Genomic DNA, 22305 nt, shown 5'->3' on the forward strand with positions numbered 1-22305 from the left:
GTGTGGGGAATTATGCAATTATTCAAAATGGATTTGTGATTGATCCAGAGCAGAATAGCATTGAACAAAGGGATATTGGCATTATCGATGGCAAGCTAGCTGATAGCAAAAGCGTACTTGAGCAAGGTACAAATATTGACTTTATTGATGCAGAAGGAGCATATATTGCGCCAGGTTTTATTGATTTACATGTCCATGTTTTTAAGGATGCTACAACATTAGGTATTGAAGCGGACCTTGTAGGGATTAAGCAAGGTGTTACAACAATTGTTGATGCAGGGAGTGCAGGCTACGCCAATTATCAGCTATTAAAGGATACAGTCATAGAGCGAAGTGTAACAGAGGTATTGGCGTTTTTGAATATAGCCAAAGAAGGGCTAGGTGCTGGGCTATCTGAGCTTGCAGACCCAACAAACTTAATGACTACAGAAGAAGCGAAGGAAATTTTCGCAAGTGAGCCACAAATTGTAGGTTTAAAGGCGAGGATGAGTGGTTCTGTTGTGAAGGAGCAAGGTATCGCACCACTTCAACATGCTCGTTTAGTAGCAGATACGCTGCATAAGCCGATTATGGTGCATATTGGCAATCCACCGCCTTATTTAGATGAAGTGTTCCCATTATTAATAAAGGGAGATATTGTAACACATGCCTTTCATGGCAAAAAGCATGGCATTTTAAATGAGCAAGGACATCTAATTGATGAAGCCGAAAAAGCGTTACAGCGTGGTGTGCTTTTGGATGTAGGGCATGGTACATCGAGCTTTAGTTATCAAACACTTCGGAAATTTAAAGAAAACTATAGACAGCCCTTTTCAATTAGTACGGATATTTATCTAAATAACTATGATAATCCAGTTGGCAGCCTAATGCTTACGATGTCCAAGCTTCTGGAATTAGGCTTTACGCTTGAGGAGGTTGTACGGGCTGTAACCATTCAAGCAGCGCAAGCAATTGGCTTAACAGAGCAAGGCACATTACAAAATGGCACACGCGCAGACTTAACGATTTTTACATTGCACGAACACCCTACAGATCTTGTGGATTCAGAGGGAGCAGTTTTAATCGCAAATCGTGTGCTACAACCAAAAATAACAGTAAGAAATGGAAGAGTGGTGTTTCGTCAATGACAGCATTAGATATGGAAAAGATAATCGAAAAAAGTGGGGATGCTGCGAGATGTCGTGAGCTACTAGCGGCAACAAAAGAAATTATAGCACAGGCAGAAGTTGTAATGAATGAAACACAATGGCTATCATTAGCCTCTCATTTATCTGCTATGCTCTATCGCTCGATAAATAAAGAGCCTATTCAGCCATTGGATAGCACGATGTTTAGTGAAGTGTCGCAGGAATCTATTAAGCTGGCAGCTACTGTTTGTGGGTTATTACCTGATTTACATGAAGATGAAAAATATTTACTATCTATTCATTTTGAAGCAGCAAAAATAAATAATTAGGAGGAATTGAATATGAGTCAAGTTGTTGTTGTAATTGGAGATCGTTTAGGGAAAGGGCAAAATGTAGCGAAGGGAGTAGAGGCTGCTGGTGGCAAGGCAATTGTCATTCCAGGAATGGGTGCTGATATGAAATTAGGTGACATTATGCAGGCTGAAAATGCGAATATCGGTATTTCTTTCTGTGGTAGTGGTGGAGCAGGCGCGATTACAGCACAAACGAAGTATGGCTATCCATGTCACTATGGCATGCGTTCAATCGATGAAGGAATTACAGCTCTGCGTGAAGGAAAATGTGTATTAGGCTTTGGTTTTATGGATGTGGAGGAATTAGGTAAACGAATTACCGAGGAATATATCAAACTCAAAGGGTGATATGGGATGAAAAAAACGTTTCAAGCAAAGGTGCAAGTTGAAGGTGTTGGACAATCAAAGGAACTAGCGATTAATACGGCATTAGGAAGCATTCAAAAAAAGATTATGTCGAGTTATAAAGGCTTAATTCTTAGAATCGAGCCAATTGATGTATCGATTATTGAAGCGAAAGAAGTAACTTATACAGAACGCTTCTTCCTGCTATTTTTCCCAAGGCAACGCAGTAAATATAAAGTTGTACTAGAGGTAGAGGTTAATGTCTTCCTGCTAGATGCGGAGGAAATCGTCTTTGAGAAAACGGATGTACCAGATAATATGCGCAATATGTTGTTAGGCAATCAAGCAAATAAATAGGGGGTGGTTGTATGGAGCTTATTGAAATTATTATCAAGTCAATTATTATTGGGGGACTTGTTGGGTTTGGTGTTGGGGCAGGTGCTGCGAGGATGTTCCATGCACCAAAAGTACAAGGAATGGGCGCTTTCCGAACATTAGGTGAATTAAACGCTTGCGCAGGGGATGCAGCCTCTCACTTTTCATTCGGTCTTGGCTTCTTCTTCAATGCATGGGCATCCTCTGTTGGAGCAGGTGCATTTACACAGGATGTAGACCATCGCATTATTCCAAACTGGGCAGCAGCCATTTTAATGAGAAAAGGCAAACGCCCTGAAGATACGTTGCATAATCCGAAAAAGATGGCGATTGCAGGAGCAGTTGTAGGTGTGGTTGTTGTTACATTTCTTAATTCCACAGCATCAGCAATTCCAGAATCTTTACAGGCGATTGCCATCAAGGTGCTTGTACCAGCAGCCAATTTATTAATTAATCCAGTTATGCCAGTGATTTTCTGGTTGGCAGCATTAGATGCTGGTAAACGCTCTGGCTTATGGGGCACAATTTTTGGTGGTGCAGCCCATTTGATCATGGGTAATGCTGTGCCAGGGATTGTACTAGGGATTTTAATTGGTAAAGGTGTAGATGATGGCGGTTGGTCTAAAGTTACAAAAACGTTGTTAACATCCGTTATTTTGTTATTTGTGCTAAGTGCGTTTTTCCGCGGCTTCGATATTCAAATGATTAGAAGCTTTAATTTGGAAGTACCAGGTTGGATTATTGATTTACACAAACTAATTGGATTTGAGGTGAAGTAGCATATGACAAATCAACAAGAGACAGAAACGTTGTATAATAAAAGCTTTTGGTATGCAGATTGGTCGTTTCCTATTTTTGTAGCGCTTCTATCAGCAGGTATATTTGCTGGAACACATATGTACTACCAATATCATATTGGTGCTTTTAACGATGTTGCCATTGTGGCGATGCTTGAGGCAGGGCTTCAAGGAGCAGGCTACGGAGCAGCGGCTGCTTTTGGTGCAAGTTTCTTATTTGCTCGTATTTTAGAAGGCTCATTAGTTGGTATTTTAGATATTGGTGGCTCTTTGCAAACGGGGCTCGGTATTGGGGTACCTGCATTGCTATTAGGTGCAGGAATTACAGCACCGCTTGAATCCTTTGTTTTATCATTAGCAACAGGTGGTATTTTAGGGATTGTTATTGGTTATGTCATTATCGGTATTCGAAAATTTACAGTAGGGCAATCGAATTCAACATTTGGTGCGGATATTATGATGGGTGCAGGAAATGCCTCAGGTCGCTTCCTAGGACCATTGATTGTTATTTCAGCAGCAAGTGCTTCAATTCCTATTGGTATTGGCTCAATTATCGGTGCAGCAATTTTTTATGCTTGGAAGAAGCCTGTAGCAGGTGGCGCAATTCTTGGAGCAATGCTATTTGGTGCATTCTTCCCAATTTCACTTGATTGAGGTGTAATAAATGGGGATTTTTAAACAACTAGGCTTACGTGAAATTATTAATGCCAGCGGTAAAATGACGGCGCTTGGGGCGTCAGCAGTGACAGATGAGATTGCGCAGGCTTTAAAGGATGCTGCGCAAGATTATGTAGATATTGATGAGTTGATGGAGTTTACTGGAAAGGTCATTGCCGAAAGCACAGGTGCTGAAGATGGCTGCCCAACATGTGGAGCAGCGGCAGGTATTGCGATTTCGATAGCGGCAGTAATTGCAGGTAAAAACTTATCACTAATTGAACGCATTCCAAATACAGTAGGGCTGCGCAATGAAATCATTGTTCAAAAAGGTCAGCTTGTTCATTTTGGTGCAAGCATTGGGCAAATGATTCAAATTGGTGGTGGGCAAGTTGTAGAAGTAGGGCAAGCAAATAAAGTGGAAAAAGAACATATTGAGCAAGCGATTACAGATAAAACAGCCGCACTGCTTTATATTAAATCACACCATGCTGTGCAAAAGGGGATGCAATCCATCAAGGCGATGATGGAAGTAGCACAGGACCACGGGCTACCATTTATTATTGATGCAGCAGCAGAGGAGGATTTTCAAAAATATATCTCGATGGGCGCAGATATAGTGATTTATAGTGGTGGCAAAGCATTAGAAGGGCCAACATCAGGTTTGATTTGTGGGAAGAAAGAGCTAATGGAAGCATGTCGTATGCAGTACAAAGGTGTTGGCCGCCCAATGAAAGTTGGGAAAGAAGCAATGGCTGGTTTAATTACAGCATTGCGCCAGTATCCATCAAAAACGTCAAATGCAGAGCAGCAAATAGCGCGTATGACTCATTTATGTAATAGGCTAGAAGCGATTCAGGGCTTAACTTGCTCAATTAAACAAGACGAAGCAGGAAGAGAAATTTATCGCGCGCAAATTCATGTAGATGAAAAAAAGACAGGTCTTTCTGCTGAAAGGTTGTTGCATTTGCTTGAGGCGGGCAATCCAGCAATTTATTTACGCCATCATTATGTAAATGTAGGTATTTTATCTGTTGATCCTCGCCCATTATTAGATGGGCAGGAGGATATTATTGCTGATGAAATTATTCGAATTGTAGCAGGAGGTTGAGCAAATTGAATTTGCAGCATAAAGTCATTTTTAATGTACTAGCGAAAGATGTAGACAATGCAAAAGAATTAACGGCAGTAGCAGGTGAACGTGTATTAGTCGGTGTGATGGTGAAGGATTTCCCGACTGAGGAAGCGGCTATTAAGCAAGTGCAATCCTTCCAAGAGAATGGTGTATTGGTTTCTGTAGGCTTAGGTGCGGCTGATCCTGCAATGTGGAAAAAAGTAGCGGATGTTTCTGCTGCAACAAAGCCTGATCATATTAATCAAATTTTCCCAGCGGCAGGCTATACGCTTGGACGCATGGAGCAACTGGCAGAGCAGCCTGTAGTCAATGCAGTTATTGAGCCTACGGGTACACCAGGTAAAGTATATATTTCAACAGGACCAAATAGCTCAGCTAATCGAGAAGCCATTTCCTGTGAGATGGCTGCCAACATGCTAGCTGAAATAGGGATTCATTCAGTAAAATTCTACCCAATCGAGGGGGAAAAAAGATTAGCTGAGGTTGCGGCAATGGCACAGGCAGCAGTAAAGGCAGGCTTGAAAATTTTTGAGCCAACAGGCGGTATTACTGTAGAAAACGTCTATAATATCGTGAAAACATGCTTAGATAACGGCGTTGAAACGGTTATCCCTCATCTTTATACATCCTTGATTGATAAGGCAACAGGTAAAACAGAGGTTGAAAAAATCCAGCAACTGCTTGAAATGCAGTGGGATTGATTATAGAGGATGTAGAAGTAGGTAATGAATGTATGCTTAAATAAAAGTTATTTTAATGTATATTGGCATACAGATGGAGAAGAAAAAAGAAAAGAGTATAATATAGGCCAATCATTAAGATTTATTAAATAATTTATGTGTAAAGTTTATAAAAAGAGACTTGGAGTTTTAAAGGCAATAGAATACTCGTTTAGTGTTGTCATTTTTTAAATTAAAAATTATTTAGTTTATGCTTTAATTAGAATCATCAAATTAGCCAATTGATTGGGAATTGGCTATGATATGTTAATAGTTTATGTTAAGAAATCTCTTTAAAGTGATTGTGTATGACTTTAAAGGGATTTTCTATATCATTTAAAAAATAGGGATATCTCATGACAATAATATATAGGATTATTGTTTTTTCATTATACTTATTGGCACATTTTTTCTAAATATAATAATTTCCATAATCGCTTAAAAGGGTGGTTGGAACGTTTTCGAGGAGGAGGAACTTATTATTTGGACATTGGTTCCGTTCGTTGGAAAAAGGAGAGACTTGGCATTTGATAAATGAGTAGAACAAATGCTTATTTTAGCGTGTCAAAAATCTAATTATACAACGGTTGAAAGGCTAAGAAGCGCATAAAAAACAACTTGAATTAGTCCAAGTTGTTTTCCTTTAGGAATTGTATAATTTGTCCTTTATGGTGATTATCGTGGTCTGTAAATTCCTTGACAATATATATAAGTGAGTAAGGTGTCAAAGTATGGGGACAATGAGATACACCATTTGCAGTTAATGGTTTGTTTAAATTTTTAGTTGGTAGTTCGTTAAGTTCTTTCACAAGTAGTTCCCTAGTATCTTTTGCTTCTTTAAGTAATTTTGACTGTGATATGCCTGATTTTGCGTAATCAGATGCTTTTTTATTATAGAAATCAAAATCTGGAAACTCCATTCCAATTTCGTCCCTTACTGATGGGATGACTCCGGATAAAAGGTGTTTATCCCAATTTGTAATATGGGCTATTATTTCACTTACAGACCATTTACCTTTGGCTATTGGTGTAGACCATAATGTTTCATCCATATTTTCTAATGTAATTAACCAAGATGAATAATTATTAAAATCTTTAATTATTTTTATTTCTTCACTCATTTTTATTTCCCCCATTCCTATGTTAATTAAGAATATTATAACATAAAATCACATTCTAATAAAACGTACGTTCTTATATTTATGCTGAAAAAAAGGGTTTTTTAGAAAACAGCCTTTCTAAAAATATGTATTCTTCCTTAAAATGTACTTCCTTCAGCCTGAAATGACAGTAATCTTTCAGTAAGGAAAAATAAACTCTTGGAAAATATCTTTTTTGTTGTTTTAATCTATACTGAGTATTTAGCTATTTCCTTCTTCGTATATAAGAAAATTACAAAATATTGATTACTGAGGTATGGGATGATAGGTTTGCGGGTATTGACCATTGTTTTAGGTATTGCCATTTTTCTTATAGGATATTTTGCGCCAGTGAACTTTCTGTACACACTCCCTATAGCAGCTGTGATGGTTTTGATTGGGGTATTTTTTATAAAAAATAAAGTGAAATAGTAATTAGGGGATTGATGAGTATTTTTTTAGAAAGCAGGAAGATCTATTATATGAAAAAAAGATATTTAGCTATTTTTACATTAGTAATAGTTCTATTAGTTGGTTGTGCAACAAAGGAAACAATTATTGATACAAGTGATATTAATATTTCTTTGCTTGAAGAAAGTAAGGATGAATTAGATGGAAAACGCTATATTTTTCGCGTAGCAAACAATACAGAGCAGTCGCTAGAAGCACTTGTACTTTATTGGGAGTATCCAGGATTAGCTACAGAAGATGAGAGCTATCGACTTGTTAGTGTGAGTGAGAATACGAGTGTCGTTGAACAGCTTGGAGTTGGGCAACAAATAGATTTTCAGCTTCATATTCCTAAAGAAGAGGGCTTTTTGAGCGATTATCCTATCGATATTGATAATCCATCTCTTATTGCAGCAGGCTTTGTGCAAAATCAAGAAATTCAGTTAATTATAGCTGTTGATAAATTAATCGAATAATGCTGCGAAATTCCCTTTTGTTGTTTCGTTAAAAAGAGGAAATGTATTTTGAAAAAACAAAGTAAATTAAAAAATGGGTTACTATTTACGCTTGTGACAGTAGCATTAGTCTTTCTTTACCATGGCATCTATATTCAACGAGGAAATAAGACAATTTGGTGGAATCAATCCATTTGGGTGATAGTTTTACTAGGAAGTTGTTTCTTAGTTATGGCGATTAACAACTTTATAATGAAAAAATATATTATGCTCTATCTTTGTACAGGGGCATATATTGCTTACATATTAATGATTATTTTGAAAATCATATTTTGATAGAAGGTGACTGTCAGAAAATGTGGTTGTTAACCTATTTTCCAACAGCCTTTTATTGATATTATCGCAAGTGAAAATTATTGAAGCCCTTGCTTTTTAAATAGCTCCACAAAATTTTGAGCTGTTTTAGATAAATAATGATTTTTCAGCCAAATTAGACCGACTGAGGAAGCAAGGGAGCTACTGTCGATTTTATAGGTATAGATGTTATTTAAATGATGTTGTTTTAACACTGATTCTGGTACGATTGCTGTGCCAAAATTTGCTTCGACTAGCTTGAGTAGCAAAGTAATATCCGAGCATTCACTAATAATATTTGGTTGTATTTGCTGGCGAGAGAAGGCTTCCCAAATTAAATAATGTAAACCCAACCCTTCAGTGCTTGGTAAAATTAGCGATTCTTGTTGGATATCTATTAAAGAGATTTCCTCATGAAGGGGAAATTGCTTCTGGCTTGTAATAAAATAAAAAGGCTCTGTGTAGAGATGAACGACTGAAAAATCCTCAAGCTCTAATGGTAGCCGAATGAAGGCGAGCTCAACATGGCGTTCCCGCACAAGCCGACATAGGTACGCAGATTCATTTTGCTGAATTTTGTACGTCACATTTGGATAGAGCTGTTTAAATTGCTGAAGTACATCACTCAGCTTTGAAACGGATAATGTATTCACGCCAATTTTTAATATGCCGCTGCCTCCATTCCCAATTTCTTTTACTTCTGCTTGAGCCTCCTCCATTAGCTGCGTCATTTGCAGTGCATATTTATATAAAGTTTTCCCAGCCTCAGTTACTTCAAAAAAGCGCCCGTTACGTTCAATTAATTTAGCATCAAGCTCCTGCTCCATTGCCTTTAAATGTTGGCTTAATGGTGGCTGCGATATGTGAAGTCTTTCAGCAGCAGCTGAAATTTTTTGTTCCTCTACAATAGCAATAAAATAGCGTAGTTGTCGAATATCCATCGTACATTTCCTCCTTTATATAGCTAAATCTTAAGTGAAATTAATTTATTTAATATTTTTCATATAGTTCATTCCATGCTAGCATATTTAGTAAGAAATATAAAAGGGGGTATTAGCAATCATTAAAACTCAAGCGATTGTGCTAGCGTCATTTATGATGATGACTGCATGTCAGCAAAAGGAAATAGTCACATACGAGCTTGAAGGACAAAATGAAGCAAAGCAGGTGGAGACGATGGGGCAGCAATTAATTAAATATGCAGAGCAAGGGGATATAAAAGAGGCTTTAGCATTATTAGAAACAAGCATTAATATTAATGAACAAGATATGAATGGAAGAACTGCTGTTATGGCAGCGACATATAACAACCAAGTAGAAATGGTGGAATTATTAATTGAGTATGGTGCAGATATTAATATTCGCGATAAACAATTAAATAATGTCTTATTGTATGCTGGAGCATCAGGCTATTTGCCAATTGTTAAGCTTGCACTTGAGGCAGGTGCAGATACAAAGCTTACGAATCGCTTTGGTGGTATCGCTATTATTCCTGCATCTGAACGAGGGCATGTAGAGGTGGTTAAAGAGCTACTTGAAAATAGTGATACGAATGTAAACCATATTAATAATTTGCATTGGACAGCGTTAATGGAAGCAGTAATTTTAGGTGATGGTGGTAAACGCCATCAGCAAATTGTTCAATTGCTTATTGAACATGGAGCGGATATTACGATTGCGGATGCACAGGGGGTTACGCCACTACAACACGCACGTAAGCTAGGTTTTACAGAAATTGAAAAAATATTAACAGCAGCAGGAGAGTGAAAAAATGAATAGCACAGCTTATTGGTTAACAAATGTTCGTTTAGAGGAAGGCTATCATTATGAAAATGGCACAGTAATTGCAACGAAAACAGGACTTTATAATCTTCATATTGAAGACGGAACAATAAAGGAAATTACTGCAGTGGGTGAGCCATTATCAACAAGCTTACCACAGCACGATGTGGAAAAGCGCTTAATGTTACCATCGTTTAGAGATATGCATATCCATCTTGATAAAACGTATTATGGTGGCGATTGGAAAGCACCTTCTATTCCAACAAAAGGGATTATCACGCGTATTGAGGAAGAGCAGGAGCTACTACCACGCTTATTACCGGTAGCACAGCAACGAGCTGAAAAGCTGATGGATTTATTATTAAGCGCAGGTACAACACATATTCGTTCACATGTGAATATCGACCCTACGATCGGCTTAAAAAATTTAGAGGCAACTTTGCGTGCAGTTGAGAATTATAAAAATAAAGCGTTTGTTGAAATCGTAGCATTTCCTCAGCGTGGTTTATTACGTAGCGATTCAGTTGCGCTTGTAAGAGAGGCAATGAAAAACGGTGCCGCATTAGTTGGTGGTGTAGATCCAGCCACGATGGATGGCGATGTTGAACGATCTTTACAAACTGTGATGGATATTGCGGTAGAGGCGAATGCTAATATCGATTTACATATTCATGATGGTGGACATTTAGGTATTTATACGTTTAAACGTTTAGCAGCATTAACAGAGGAAGCAGGCTGGCAAGGTCGAGTAACGATTAGCCATGCGTTAGCACTTGCAGATATTCCGTTAACAGAGGCAAGTGAAGTGGCAGAAATGCTAGCACAGCAACGTATTTCAATCGCTTCGTCTGTTCCACTTGGACATACGATTCCGATTCCAATGTTAAAGGAAAAAGGAGTAGAGGTGTTCCTAGGAGACGATAGCATTATCGACCATTGGTCACCATTTGGTAAAGGGGATAGCTTGGAAAAGGCGAGCACTTTAGCAGAGCGTTTCCGATTAAGCAATGAGTATTCACTTGGACAAACTTTAGGTCATATTACAGGTGGTATTACACCACTTAATGAAGAAGGGCAACGTGTGTGGCCAAATGTCAACGATGTAGCAAACTTCGTATTAGTAGATGCAAGCTGTTCAGCAGAGGCAGTAGCACGTAGAAGTAATCGAGCAGCTGTTGTATATAAAGGTTCTTTAGTAGCAGGCACGCTGTTGAAATAAGGGAGGATAAGGAAAATGACATATTGGTTAACGAACGCATTATTAGAAACAGGCTATGAAATGGATGGCGAAACGGTAATTAGTACGAAAACAGCTAGTTTTCATTTATTAATAGAGAATGAGCAAATCGCAAAAATCGTGCCAGCAAATGAAGCATTAACGGATAACTTACCACAAAAGGATGCTAAAAACTTATTAGTATTGCCTTCATTTGTAGAAAAGCATTGTCATTTAGACAAAACATTGCTAGGTGATGATTGGCGTGCTGTTACGCCAACGAAAGATATTTTCGGACGTTTCGAAGTGGAAAAAACAGTGCTACCTACACTGCGTACATCGACACAGGAGCGCGCGGAAATTTTACTCGCACGTTATGTACAATACGGCGTGACACACGTTCGTACACATGTTGATATTTATCCAGAAGTTGGGTTAAAAAATTTAGAACAAGTACAAATAGCGTTACAAACATTTGAAGGGAAGCTATCAAATGAAATCGTAGCATTCCCACAACATGGCTTATTACGTACAGATGCCAAAGAGCTAGTGCGTGAAGCGTTACGACAAGGTGCAGGGCTAGTTGGTGGTGTAGACCCAGCAATGGTAGATGGCGATATTGAGCGTTCATTGCAGGAGATGGTGGAGCTTGCGGTAGAAGGCAATGCAGGTATTGATTTGCATTTGCATGATGCAGACCAACTAGGGATTTATACGATTAAACGTTTAGCACAGCTAACAATAGAAGCGGGCTTACAAGGGAAAGTAGCAGTGAGCCACGCATTTGCGCTTGGCGATATTTCTCCAGCACAGGCAGAGGGAATGGCGGAGCTTTTAGCGAATGCAGGTATGTCGATTATTACAAGTGCACCGATTGGTCGCAACTTCCCACCTGTTGGTTTACTTCATAAAAAAGGTGTGAATGTAGCAGTAGGCTGCGATAATATTTTTGATTCATGGTCACCATTCGGTAATGGCGATGTTTTAGAGCGTGCAGGTCGTCTAGCACAGCTTTCAAGATGGTCACATGAACGTGCATTAGCAGAAACACTACAATTTATCACAGATGGTATTAAGCCTTTGGATGATAAAGGACAGCAAGTTTGGCCAAAGGTTGGCGATGCTGCAAATATGGTGCTTGTGGAAGCATCATGCTCTGCTGAAGCGATTGCAAGAACGTCGAAGCGAGTAGCTACAATTTATAAAGGAAATGTCGTAGCGGAATAAGATAAAAAAAGACTAACAACACCAACTTGGTATGTTTGTTAGTCTTTTTTGCATAGTATATAATAACGTTATTTTCCAACAATCGTATTATAAATTGGTAGAAGTGCATCGAATGTTTCTTCAGCAAATGTTAAAAATTCATCAGCAGACAATGCTGTTGCTTGCTTGATTGTTAAATGGCGACCAACTAAAAACTCTCCCTTTTTCACATCACGTAAACGTTGAAGTAGCTTTTGTAATTGCTTTGGGCGTGCTTCAACTAATGGAATAACGTTAGGTGACATATGGTCGCCTGAAATGACGTAATCATTTGTCAGTTCATCGAATAACGTTAAGTTTGCTAAGAGGCGCTCTGCCATTTCAGCTTTTTGAGGCGCTTCATAAATAACGGCGACAACGATGAAAAGATGCGTACCCCATAAGCCGATTTGGAAATGTGGTAATGCTTTATAGCCGCGTTTATAAGGCGCAAAGGCAACCCATGAATCTTTCGGTGGATTTATTGTACGGCGAGCATGCTTCGCAACATGTGGGAAAAATTCATCTCCTGTTTTAGTACTAAAGTATGTAGTGAAATACTCACCTAATAGCTGAAATTTTGGGCGTACAATTGTTGTTAATGCCCCCATTCTTTCGTCTAAGCCATCTATTGAAAAGACTTGGAAATCTTCATTTGTCCATTGTATTTTTTTCATTTTATTTGAACTCCTTTCAAAATTAAGGTTTATTTTCTTTATTTTTTGGGAAAATAGTAGTAACAGCAAAATCAAACTAGAGGGAGCGTGACGAGTATGAAACAGATGGTTAAAATTATACGCAAGGTTGATGTTGAAAAGCAATATGAATACATTCTAAGATTAGAGCTTGATTACGAGCTAGCTTCCTTGTTTGAGGCGATGCAAGTAAAAGATGAAAAAGAAATGGAAAAGTCAAAAACACGGCTGAAAGAAATTCAACAAGAGCTAGAAAACCTATATGCCTATGAATAAACAACAATTACAATCAAATTAAAAAATCACTTGCTAAAAACATTCGGGTAGCAAGTGATTTTTGTTATACTAATATTAGGTCTTCAGTTTATATGTAGTTTATTTCTCATAAGTATATATATTGTGTTTCGTGACAGAGAGAAGAAAGGTGGTACATAGTGATGGATTTACAGCAACTAGATTTGTTTGCAAAAGATTTAATTATGCAGGCAGGACAGCGTATTCGCGCTGCATTCTCCTATGATTTAAAAATCGAAACAAAATCAAATGCCAATGATTTAGTGACAAATATTGACCGAGAAACGGAATTGTTTTTCATTGAAAAAATTAAAGAATACGATGCATCACATAAAATTTTAGGCGAAGAAGGTATGGGCGAAAAGGTTGAGTCATTAGATGGTGTTGTCTGGATTATAGATCCGATTGATGGCACGATGAATTTCGTTAAGCAACATCGTCATTTTATGATTACAATTGGTATATTTGTTGATGGTGTTGGGAAATTAGGATACATATTCGACGTGATGCGTGAAGATTTATTTTGTGCGATGGCAGGTCAAGGTGCTTGGTATAATGACACGCCGTTACGCAGGCTAAATCCTGTTAAGCTAGAAGAGGCTGTTATTGGTATTAATACAATCTGGGTAACGCCAAATAAAAGGGTAAACCACGAAAAATTAATTGAGCTTGTCAGAACAGTACGTGGTACAAGATCGTACGGTGCAGCAGCAATGGAAATTGCCTTTGTTGTTAGCGGTAAGCTTGATGCCTATTTATCAATGCGCTTATCGCCATGGGATGTCGCAGGTGGTATCATTATTGCACAGGAGGTTGGTGCAGTAGCAAGCAATTTGCAGGGACAGCCGTTTAATTTATTATCTTCGGGTACATTTATGATTGCTAATCCATCAATTCATTCGCAAATTTTAGAACAGTATATTGAATTGAAATAAAAAATAAGGATTCATTTGTAAATTAAAACAGCGCGAGAACGTATTATTTTCTCGCGCGTTTTTTATAAAAGCCCTTGCTCTTTAAATTTACGTTTTGTTTTGAAAGCCATCATAAAGATGAAGCACATCACAAGCACACAGGCGATAACACCAATAATTCCTGCTTTATCATATTCTGTACCTGTAACGCCGATAAGCGATACAGAAAAACCGATGCCTACCATTGATAAAATAGCAGCTAATGCATAAATGAACATTACTAATTTTGCTTTATTCACTATTTTCTCCTCCAAACTATCTTCTATATTAAATCAGTTCAATCAATTGACAAAGACAATTAACTATTCTTATGCTATAATATCACAGTTAAACATTCGAAAAAAGAATATGGAGTGGAATAATGACAAATTTACGTCAAGATTTACGTAATATAGCGATTATCGCGCACGTTGACCATGGGAAAACAACTTTAGTAGACCAATTATTAAAACAATCGGGTACATTCCGTTCAAACGAGCAAGTAGAAGAACGCGCAATGGATTCAAATGATATTGAGCGTGAGCGTGGGATTACTATCCTAGCTAAAAATACGGCAGTAAATTATGAAGGCACACGCATTAACATTTTAGATACACCAGGACACGCCGATTTTGGTGGAGAAGTAGAACGTATTTTAAAAATGGTAGATGGCGTTATTTTAGTAGTAGATGCTTATGAAGGCTGTATGCCACAAACACGCTTTGTGTTGAAAAAAGCGTTGGAGCAAAATTTAACACCAATCGTTGTAGTAAATAAAGTAGATAAAGATTCAGCACGTCCAGAGGAAGTAGTAGATGAAGTGCTTGAATTATTAATTGAGCTTGATGCTAATGACGATCAGTTGGACTTCCCTGTTGTTTTTGCATCAGGTGTAAATGGTACAGCAAGCCTTGATCCTAATCCTGCAAACCAAGAAGAAAATATGAAATGCTTATTTGAGCAAATTATCGCTCATATTCCAGCACCAGTTGATAATTCGGACGAGCCATTACAATTCCAAGTAGCTCTTTTAGATTATAATGATTTCGTGGGACGTATCGGTATTGGACGAGTAGCGCGTGGTACAATTTCAGTTGGTCAGCAAGTATCATTAATGAAGCTTGATGGCACGGTGAAAAACTTCCGCGTAACGAAGATTTTCGGTTTCTTTGGCTTAAAACGTGAGGAAATTCAAACGGCAAAAGCAGGAGATTTAATTGCAGTATCTGGTATGGAAGCAATCAATGTAGGGGAAACAGTATGTCCTGTTGAGCATCCAGAGGCATTGCCACCATTACGCATCGATGAGCCAACATTACAAATGACGTTTTTAGTAAACAATTCACCATTTGCAGGACGCGAAGGAAAATGGGTAACTTCTTCAAAAATTGAAGAGCGTTTACGTGCACAATTGCAAACAGACGTATCTCTTCGTGTAGAAGATACAGATTCACCAGATGCATGGACAGTTTCTGGTCGTGGGGAGCTGCATTTATCAATTTTAATTGAAAATATGCGTCGTGAAGGCTTTGAACTACAAGTATCAAAACCACAAGTTATTATTAAAGAAGTTGACGGTGTGAAATGTGAACCAATCGAGCGTGTTCAAGTTGATGTACCTGAAGACAGCGTAGGTTCAATTATTGAATCGCTTGGAACACGTAAAGGCGAAATGCTTGATATGATTAATAATGGTAACGGACAAGTACGTATTATTTTTAACGTACCAGCACGTGGTCTAATCGGTTATACGACAGAGTTTATGTCATTAACAAAGGGCTTCGGTATTATTAACCACACATTCGATTCTTACCAACCAGTAGTTCCAGGTAAAGTTGGTGGACGTCACCAAGGTGTGCTTGTTTCAATGGAGAACGGTAAATCTACAACTTATGGTATGATGCAAGTAGAAGACCGTGGTACATTGTTTGTAGAGCCTGGTACAGAAGTGTACGAAGGTATGATTGTTGGTGAAAATACGCGTGAAAATGATATTACTGTAAATATCACAAAAATGAAGCAAAAAACGAATATTCGTTCTGCTAACAAAGACCAAACGAACGTTATTAAAAAGCCTCGTATTATGACTTTAGAGGAAGCACTTGAATATTTAAGTGACGATGAATATTTAGAAGTAACACCTGAATCAATTCGTTTACGTAAGCAAATTTTAGATAAAAATGAACGTGAACGTATTGCGAAAAAGAAAAAATACGCGGAAATGGAGCAATAATTTCGCGTGAACATGTGAAAGGATGAGTAATGTTGTTGAATTTAGCTTCAAACTTGATTCAAGCATCTACATCTGTTGCAACAATTAATGACCCGCTTGTCTATAAGAAAATGTCTGGTATTACACGCTTTATTTATGAGTATTTTGCAAGTGTGGATGCCAATGGTATGGTGAACTATACGATTCCGGGATACATTACACTATTAGTGATTTTTGCTTTATCAGCTCTTGTGTTCAAATTAGGCTTTGCACGTGAGCTACCGTTAATGAAAAATATTATTATTTATACATTTTTATTTGTCGGTTGTATTGTGTTAACATTGTTCGCCCTCTACCTACCAATGATTGAGGGGCTTATCGTCGCAGCGTTAATTTTAATAATTTATAAAACACGCTTATGGCGAGAAAAACGTGAGCAAGCTACTGGAAAATAATAATAGATAAGAAACTACCACATTTGAAATTTTTAATGTGGTAGTTTTTTTCTTTACCTTCAAAGTACTTAAAAATATATGACTTATAGAGAGCGTATAAATTTCCTAATTATTTGGATAAACTAATAAAAATTAAGCTGAGGTGATGGAGTTGACCTTATCAAATACGTATACTGAAAAAAGTCATAAACATGAAAAACGCTTTCAATATGGACAACGTAATATGTGGACAGGTTTAATGTTTGGACTTGGTGTTGTGGCATTTATAGATGAGGTTGTCTTTCATCAATTATTACAATGGCACCATTTCTATGATAAATCTACGGCTAAGATTGGATTAATTTCAGATGGGTTATTTCATGCTTTTAGCTTTTTTGCTACAATTGGCTCTGCTTTTTTACTTGCTGATCTTCATCGAAAACATGGCTTTTGGTTAAAAAGATGGTTAGGAGGAGTTTTTCTTGGGGCAGGAGCGTTTCAACTTTACGATGGTATTATTCAGCATAAATTTATGAAACTACATCAAATACGCTATAATGTCGATATTATTCCCTATGATATAGCATGGAATGTTATTGCATCCCTTTTGATTATTATTGGTATTGTTTTATTAGTAAAAACGAATCAACTAAAGCGCTAGGAGGATTCAAATTTGCACTCACATGAAACGCATCTTCAAGGATTCCCCAATCTGATACAAGCAATAATTGTTTTACCATTTCTAATTTCCCTTGTCATTTATATTGTTGCAGTTATTTACTCTAATCGCTATAAAAAAAGATGGTCACATTTTCGTACAATAAGTTGGATACTAGGCCATATATGTGCCATCGCCACCTTAATTGGCCCATTTGCAGAGCTTGCACATATTAATTTTGCTGCACATATGATTGCTCACTTATTGTTTGGAATGCTTGCCCCACTTCTAATCGCTTTAGCAGCACCAATGACTCTACTAGTAAGATCAATCCCAGTGAAAATGGCTCGTCGTATTTCTTGTGTATTAAAAAATCGCTACTTAACTCTTGTACGTAATCCAATTATCGCTTCAATATTTAATATAGGTGGCCTGTGGTTACTCTACACAACCCCACTTTTTTACATGATGCATGAAAGCTTGCTTTTATATATTTTAATCCATGTTCATATTTTTCTAGCAGGTTATCTTTTTACAATTGCTTTTATTTATATCGATCCTACCCCTCATCCACTTTCTTATATTTTTCGATCCATTGTTTTATTAATTGCCCTAGCAGCACATTCCATATTAGCTAAATATATTTATGCTTATCCCCCTAATCATGTATCTCCTATACAGGCGGAAATGGGTGCTAAGATTATGTATTATGGCGGAGATGTGATTGAAATAGGGCTGGTTTATTTACTCTTTTATCAGTGGTATAAAAGTACGAGAGGTTCTAATTTAGCAAAATCCATTCCTGCTAAATAATCATATTAGACGATATACTTGATGAATCTTGATGAAAGCATTTTTAAATGAAGCTTTTCGAGTTAGCGCACACTTTTTTCTTTTAATGCATACGCTACTCTAGGTATAACAGTCGTATGTAAGGAGGAGTGACAATGTCTAGACGTAGAATGCTAAGTTTTCTTGTGATGCTATCTTGCTTTATACTCCTAACAATGGGTGCTTGTAAACAGGAAGAACTCAAGGAAGTTCGTGTTGGGGAAGTGACGCGATCTATTTTTTATGCCCCCCTTTATGTAGCAATTGAGGAAGGGTTTTTTGAGGATGAGGGCTTGAAAATTGATTTAAGAACAATTGCAGGTGGAGACAAGACGATGACGGCGTTATTATCAGATGGCATTGATGTAGCGCTTGTTGGATCGGAGACATCTATTTATGTCAACGCCCAAGAAGCAAATGATCCGATTATTAATTTTGCGCAATTAACACAAACGGACGGGACATTTTTGGTAGCTAGGGAGGACATCAAAGATTTTTCATGGGAAATGTTGAAAGGGTCTGTTTTTCTTGGGCAGCGTAAAGGTGGAATGCCTCAAATGGCTGGGGAATATGTGCTAAGAAAGCATGGTGTGGATCCACAAAAGGATTTAGAGCTAATACAAAATATCGATTTTGCAAATATTGCTACGGCTTTTGCTTCAGGTACAGGGGATTTTGTTCAATTATTTGAGCCAACAGCGAGTCTATTTGAGCTAGAGGGAGTTGGGCATATCGTTGCTTCTTTTGGTGCACAATCAGGTCATTTACCATACACTACTTTTATGGCGAAGAAAAGTTATTTAGAGAAACAAGCAAGTATTGCAGAAAGCTTTACGCGTGCTATACAAAAAGCGCAAAATTGGGTGTATGCAAATAGTTCGGAAGATGTAGCGAAGTCCATTGCTCCTTATTTTGAAAATACGGATATCGCATTAATTACTACTGTTGTAGAGCGTTACCGGGCGCAGGAGTCGTATGCAAAAAATCCTATTTTGGATGAGGCAGAATGGGAGTTGCTACAAGATGTGATTGAGCAAGCAGGAGAGCTTCCACGAAGAATGGACTACAATCAGTTTGTAGATACTTCTTTTGCAGAGAAAGCAATGAATTAATATGGCGATACTTACAGTTAATCATGTGTATCATACGTATTTTTCGCAAGAGGTAGCAACTGAAGCATTGCATGATATCCATTTCTCTGTAGAGCCTGGTGAGTTTGTTTCAATTTTAGGGGCCAGTGGATGTGGAAAATCTACGCTACTTTCTATTATTGCTGGTTTACTTGAGCCAACAGCAGGCGATGTCATTATCAAAAACCACGACCAAAGCACATCAATCGGCTATATGCTGCAACAGGATTATTTATTTCCATGGAAAACCATCGAAGAAAATGTCACACTCGGTTTAAAGTTATTAAAATATCATGATTTACACGCTAAAGACATTGCTAAGGAGCTGTTACAGGCTGTAGGTTTGCCAAACATTGAAAAGAAATTTCCGAGACAGCTATCAGGGGGGATGCGGCAACGAGCTGCGCTGGCAAGAACACTTGCAGTAGATCCTAAAATATTATTGTTGGATGAACCATTTTCGGCATTAGATTATAAAGCGAAATTAAAGCTTGAAGACTTGGTTTGTGCAATGTTAAAAAGCTATGAAAAAACAGCGATTTTAGTAACACACGATATTGGGGAAGCTATCGCGATGAGCGACCGAATTATTTTAATGAGTGCGAAGCCTGGGGCGATTCATAAAATTTTCGATGTGCCGCGAGAGTTAGCAGCTTTAACACCATTTGAGGCTCGTACACATCCGAGCTATGGAGCCTTTTTTCAAAGCGTTTGGAAGGAGCTTGAGAGCCTTGAACATTCAACTTCTTCATGAACAATATAAAGCATTATTAAGAAAAGAGAAGCGCCGCATTCGTTTCTTTCAATTGTTGATAATAATCAGTTTTATTGGACTTTGGGAGCTTGCCTCACAAAACCATTGGATTGACCCACTTATTTTTAGTGCACCTTCAAAAGTATGGAGATTGTTTGTAGAAAAATGGTCTGATGGCACATTGATGATTCATGTTAACATTACGTTATTTGAAACAGTGCTCGGCTTTATTATTGGGACATTGCTAGGTACAATTATTGCAGCGATTTTATGGTGGTCGCCATTTTTCTCGAAAGTAGCAGATCCTTACCTCGTTGTGTTGAATGCGATGCCGAAAGTAGCGCTCGGCCCTATTTTAATTGTTGCACTTGGACCAGGAATGATATCCATTATCACAATGGGCGCAATTATTTCGGTTATTATTTCAACAATTGTTATCTATACAGCCTTTATTGAAGTTGATACGAATTATGTGAAGGTATTACAAACATTTAATGCAAATCGTACGCAAATTTTTAAAGAGGCGATTTTACCAGCATCCTTTCCTACTATTATTTCAACATTGAAAGTGAATGTTGGATTGTCATGGGTTGGTGTAATCGTAGGAGAATTTCTTGTATCAGCAAAAGGCCTTGGCTATTTAATTATTTATGGCTTCCAAGTATTTAATTTTAATCTTGTATTTTTAGCTCTAATGATTATTGCAGTGTTTGCAACGATTATGTATCAGCTTGTGGAATTAGTGGAAAGAAAGCTAATAAAAGCAAGATGATCGTTGAAAAGCATAGGAAGTTATATTGCAGCGAGTCTAGTATCATTTAATTGTTGTAACTGATGCTAAGCACGCAAAACAATAAAAGATAAGGCTGTTGGGAAAAGCAGGGTTAAGCCTGCTTTTCCTAGCAGCCATGTGCATTAAAAAGGAAACTTCACTAGTTCAATTAATTAAAAAAGCGGACGCCCTGTTAATTGTATTTCAGCTTCCCATTTAGCTACTTCTTCACGTACACGAGGCGCAACTTTTGTTCCGAGTAATTCTATTGCTTGCATAACTTGATCGTGCGGCATTGTACTTAAAGGCACATACAGCATAAAGCGTGTAATTCCAACATGTTTTCGTAGATGAATAATTTTTTCTGCAACTGTATCAGGGTTACCAACATAGAGTGCTCCATTAAAACTTCGCGCAGCATCATAGCTAGAACGACTATAATAAGGCCAACCACGTTCTTTTCCTAATTTGTTCATGCCTGCCTGAGTAGATGGGAAAAATGTATCCGCTGCTAATTCCGTATTTTCACCAATAAAGCCTATTGAATGAGCCCCTACTTTAAGCTTGGCAATATCATGACCTGCATGAGTAGCCGCTTTTTTATAAAGCTGAACGATAGGTGCAAATTGCATTGGGCTACCACCAATAATTGCAAGCATAAGTGGTAATCCTAAAAGACCAGCACGAATAGCGGATTGTTGATTGCCCCCACTACCAATCCAAATTGGTAAGGAGCTTTGAACAGGTCTTGGGTATATCCCTAAATTATTGATAGCTGGTCGGTGTTTACCTTGCCATTCTATCTTTTCAGACTGATTAATTTTGAGTAGTAACTCTAAGTGTTCTTCAAAAAGCTCATCGTAATCGTTTAAGTTATAGCCGAACAATGGAAAGGATTCAATAAAGGAACCTCGGCCTGCTATAATTTCGGCACGTCCATTTGAAATACCATCCAAAGTAGAAAAGTCTTGAAAGACACGAACGGGATCAGATGAGGATAGTACCGTCACTGCGCTTGTGAGTCGTATGTTTTTTGTTTGTGGAGCTGCAGCAGCGAGCACCATCGCTGGAGAAGATGCAGCATAATCCTCTCGATGGTGCTCACCGACACCAAAGACATCTAACCCCACTTGATCAGCAAGAATGATTTCTTCCACTACCTCGCGCAGACGTTGTGCGTGGCTAATGACCTCACCACTATGCACGTCTGGTTTTGTTTCTACAAAAGAAGTAATTCCTATTTCCATTTTTTATATCTCCTAATTAAAAAGTTTTTTAATCCTAAATGGTTTAATTTGGTAGATGTCAAAACATCCATTGGGACCACATACACGCATACTGGCGAAGTGATCAATATTATTTTGGCTCAAAGTTTCTGCTGGATATTGCAGGACATGGCAATTTTAAGCTAATATCCATTGGT

General features: G+C 37.9%; 26 protein-coding genes and 1 pseudogene. 22 read left to right on the plus strand and 5 right to left on the minus strand.

The window, feature by feature from the left end; all coding sequences use genetic code 11:
• Positions 1 to 2: 2 nt before the first annotated feature.
• From TY13_RS03055 to TY13_RS20960, 9 genes and pseudogenes are all read left to right on the plus strand, one after another.
• Positions 3 to 1127 carry an amidohydrolase/deacetylase family metallohydrolase gene (locus tag TY13_RS03055; RefSeq protein WP_042471510.1) on the plus strand — a complete coding sequence of 375 codons (1125 nt, stop codon included), beginning with the start codon at positions 3 to 5 and terminating at the stop codon, positions 1125 to 1127.
• On the plus strand, positions 1124 to 1456 hold the full coding sequence (locus TY13_RS03060; RefSeq protein WP_042471513.1) for a PRD domain-containing protein: 333 nt from the start codon (positions 1124 to 1126) through the stop codon (positions 1454 to 1456). Before TY13_RS03055 ends, TY13_RS03060 begins: the two co-directional genes overlap by 4 nt.
• A gap of 12 nt (positions 1457 to 1468) precedes the next feature.
• Positions 1469 to 1828: a glycine-rich SFCGS family protein gene (locus tag TY13_RS03065; RefSeq protein WP_042471516.1), complete on the plus strand. Its 360-nt coding sequence runs from the start codon at positions 1469 to 1471 to the stop codon at positions 1826 to 1828.
• A 6-nt stretch (positions 1829 to 1834) separates the two neighbouring features.
• On the plus strand, positions 1835 to 2182 hold the full coding sequence (locus TY13_RS03070; RefSeq protein WP_042471519.1) for a DUF4312 family protein: 348 nt from the start codon (positions 1835 to 1837) through the stop codon (positions 2180 to 2182).
• Positions 2183 to 2193: 11 nt separating this feature from the next.
• Positions 2194 to 2979, plus strand: a complete 786-nt coding sequence (locus tag TY13_RS03075) for a DUF4311 domain-containing protein (RefSeq protein WP_042471522.1) — start codon at positions 2194 to 2196, stop codon at positions 2977 to 2979.
• Between the two features lie 3 nt (positions 2980 to 2982).
• On the plus strand, positions 2983 to 3651 hold the full coding sequence (locus TY13_RS03080; protein ID WP_042471523.1) for a DUF4310 family protein: 669 nt from the start codon (positions 2983 to 2985) through the stop codon (positions 3649 to 3651).
• Between the two features lie 10 nt (positions 3652 to 3661).
• Positions 3662 to 4765, plus strand: a complete 1104-nt coding sequence (locus TY13_RS03085) for a DgaE family pyridoxal phosphate-dependent ammonia lyase (RefSeq protein WP_042471526.1) — start codon at positions 3662 to 3664, stop codon at positions 4763 to 4765.
• 5 nt (positions 4766 to 4770) lie between these two features.
• Positions 4771 to 5490: a KDGP aldolase gene (locus TY13_RS03090; RefSeq protein WP_042471528.1), complete on the plus strand. Its 720-nt coding sequence runs from the start codon at positions 4771 to 4773 to the stop codon at positions 5488 to 5490.
• Positions 5491 to 5928: 438 nt separating this feature from the next.
• A pseudogene (locus TY13_RS20960) lies at positions 5929 to 6118 on the plus strand (IS1595 family transposase); the annotation flags it as partial.
• A 13-nt stretch (positions 6119 to 6131) separates the two neighbouring features.
• Here TY13_RS20960 and TY13_RS03095 read toward each other — a convergent pair.
• On the minus strand, positions 6132 to 6629 hold the full coding sequence (locus TY13_RS03095; protein WP_042471532.1) for a DinB family protein: 498 nt from the start codon (positions 6627 to 6629) through the stop codon (positions 6132 to 6134).
• 500 nt (positions 6630 to 7129) lie between these two features.
• On the opposite strand from TY13_RS03095, the gene TY13_RS03100 reads away from it, so the two are divergent.
• Positions 7130 to 7573, plus strand: coding sequence for a hypothetical protein (locus TY13_RS03100; RefSeq protein ID WP_042471535.1), 444 nt, complete (start codon positions 7130 to 7132; stop codon positions 7571 to 7573).
• Positions 7574 to 7965: 392 nt separating this feature from the next.
• Here the strand turns inward: TY13_RS03100 and TY13_RS03110 are convergent, their stop codons facing one another.
• Entirely contained in the window at positions 7966 to 8847 is an 882-nt protein-coding gene (locus TY13_RS03110; RefSeq protein ID WP_042471543.1) for a LysR family transcriptional regulator, read from the minus strand.
• Between the two features lie 154 nt (positions 8848 to 9001).
• Between TY13_RS03110 and TY13_RS03115 the strand changes: the two genes are divergently transcribed.
• From TY13_RS03115 to TY13_RS03125, 3 genes are read left to right on the plus strand one after another with little or no spacing between them, the layout of a single operon-like run.
• The gene (locus TY13_RS03115; RefSeq protein WP_074432928.1) at positions 9002 to 9673 is read left to right on the plus strand and encodes an ankyrin repeat domain-containing protein; all 672 of its coding nucleotides are present in this window, start codon (positions 9002 to 9004) and stop codon (positions 9671 to 9673) included.
• Positions 9674 to 9677: 4 nt separating this feature from the next.
• A complete protein-coding gene (locus TY13_RS03120) occupies positions 9678 to 10907 on the plus strand; it encodes an amidohydrolase family protein (RefSeq protein WP_042471547.1) in 1230 nt (409 codons plus the stop codon).
• 15 nt (positions 10908 to 10922) lie between these two features.
• The gene (locus tag TY13_RS03125) at positions 10923 to 12131 is read left to right on the plus strand and encodes an amidohydrolase (protein ID WP_042471549.1); all 1209 of its coding nucleotides are present in this window, start codon (positions 10923 to 10925) and stop codon (positions 12129 to 12131) included.
• Between the two features lie 68 nt (positions 12132 to 12199).
• On the opposite strand, the gene TY13_RS03130 is transcribed toward TY13_RS03125, so the two are convergent.
• A complete protein-coding gene (locus tag TY13_RS03130) occupies positions 12200 to 12826 on the minus strand; it encodes a YktB family protein (protein ID WP_042471552.1) in 627 nt (208 codons plus the stop codon).
• Between the two features lie 96 nt (positions 12827 to 12922).
• Here TY13_RS03130 and TY13_RS03135 point away from each other — a divergent pair, with 96 nt between their 5' ends.
• Together TY13_RS03135 and TY13_RS03140 are read left to right on the plus strand one after the other, a co-directional pair.
• On the plus strand, positions 12923 to 13120 hold the full coding sequence (locus tag TY13_RS03135) for a hypothetical protein (RefSeq protein WP_042471553.1): 198 nt from the start codon (positions 12923 to 12925) through the stop codon (positions 13118 to 13120).
• A gap of 161 nt (positions 13121 to 13281) precedes the next feature.
• A complete protein-coding gene (locus TY13_RS03140; RefSeq protein WP_042471556.1) occupies positions 13282 to 14073 on the plus strand; it encodes an inositol monophosphatase family protein in 792 nt (263 codons plus the stop codon).
• Between the two features lie 62 nt (positions 14074 to 14135).
• Here the strand turns inward: TY13_RS03140 and TY13_RS03145 are convergent, their stop codons facing one another.
• Complete coding sequence (locus TY13_RS03145) at positions 14136 to 14351, minus strand: DUF5325 family protein (protein WP_042471558.1); 216 nt, start codon at positions 14349 to 14351, stop codon at positions 14136 to 14138.
• Between the two features lie 122 nt (positions 14352 to 14473).
• Between TY13_RS03145 and typA the strand changes: the two genes are divergently transcribed.
• From typA to TY13_RS03180, 7 genes are all read left to right on the plus strand, one after another.
• Positions 14474 to 16324 (plus strand): translational GTPase TypA, encoded by a 1851-nt coding sequence (typA, locus tag TY13_RS03150; protein ID WP_042471560.1) that lies wholly within the window; start codon positions 14474 to 14476, stop codon positions 16322 to 16324.
• A gap of 29 nt (positions 16325 to 16353) precedes the next feature.
• Complete coding sequence (locus TY13_RS03155; protein ID WP_042471561.1) at positions 16354 to 16758, plus strand: YlaH-like family protein; 405 nt, start codon at positions 16354 to 16356, stop codon at positions 16756 to 16758.
• A gap of 223 nt (positions 16759 to 16981) precedes the next feature.
• On the plus strand, positions 16982 to 17398 hold the full coding sequence (locus tag TY13_RS03160; protein WP_407637702.1) for a DUF2243 domain-containing protein: 417 nt from the start codon (positions 16982 to 16984) through the stop codon (positions 17396 to 17398).
• A gap of 12 nt (positions 17399 to 17410) precedes the next feature.
• A complete protein-coding gene (locus TY13_RS03165; RefSeq protein ID WP_042471566.1) occupies positions 17411 to 18208 on the plus strand; it encodes a cytochrome c oxidase assembly protein in 798 nt (265 codons plus the stop codon).
• A 134-nt stretch (positions 18209 to 18342) separates the two neighbouring features.
• Positions 18343 to 19338 (plus strand): ABC transporter substrate-binding protein, encoded by a 996-nt coding sequence (locus tag TY13_RS03170; protein WP_042471570.1) that lies wholly within the window; start codon positions 18343 to 18345, stop codon positions 19336 to 19338.
• Position 19339: 1 nt separating this feature from the next.
• Complete coding sequence (locus TY13_RS03175; RefSeq protein ID WP_042471572.1) at positions 19340 to 20110, plus strand: ABC transporter ATP-binding protein; 771 nt, start codon at positions 19340 to 19342, stop codon at positions 20108 to 20110.
• Positions 20046 to 20882, plus strand: coding sequence for an ABC transporter permease (locus tag TY13_RS03180; protein ID WP_042471574.1), 837 nt, complete (start codon positions 20046 to 20048; stop codon positions 20880 to 20882). Before TY13_RS03175 ends, TY13_RS03180 begins: the two co-directional genes overlap by 65 nt.
• 173 nt (positions 20883 to 21055) lie before the next feature.
• Here TY13_RS03180 and TY13_RS03185 read toward each other — a convergent pair whose 3' ends face one another.
• Positions 21056 to 22129, minus strand: a complete 1074-nt coding sequence (locus TY13_RS03185; protein WP_042471576.1) for an LLM class flavin-dependent oxidoreductase — start codon at positions 22127 to 22129, stop codon at positions 21056 to 21058.
• Positions 22130 to 22305: the final 176 nt, after the last annotated feature.

It is taken from the genome of Bacillus ndiopicus (genome assembly GCF_000612805.1).
Classification (GTDB): domain Bacteria; phylum Bacillota; class Bacilli; order Bacillales_A; family Planococcaceae; genus Metasolibacillus; species Metasolibacillus ndiopicus.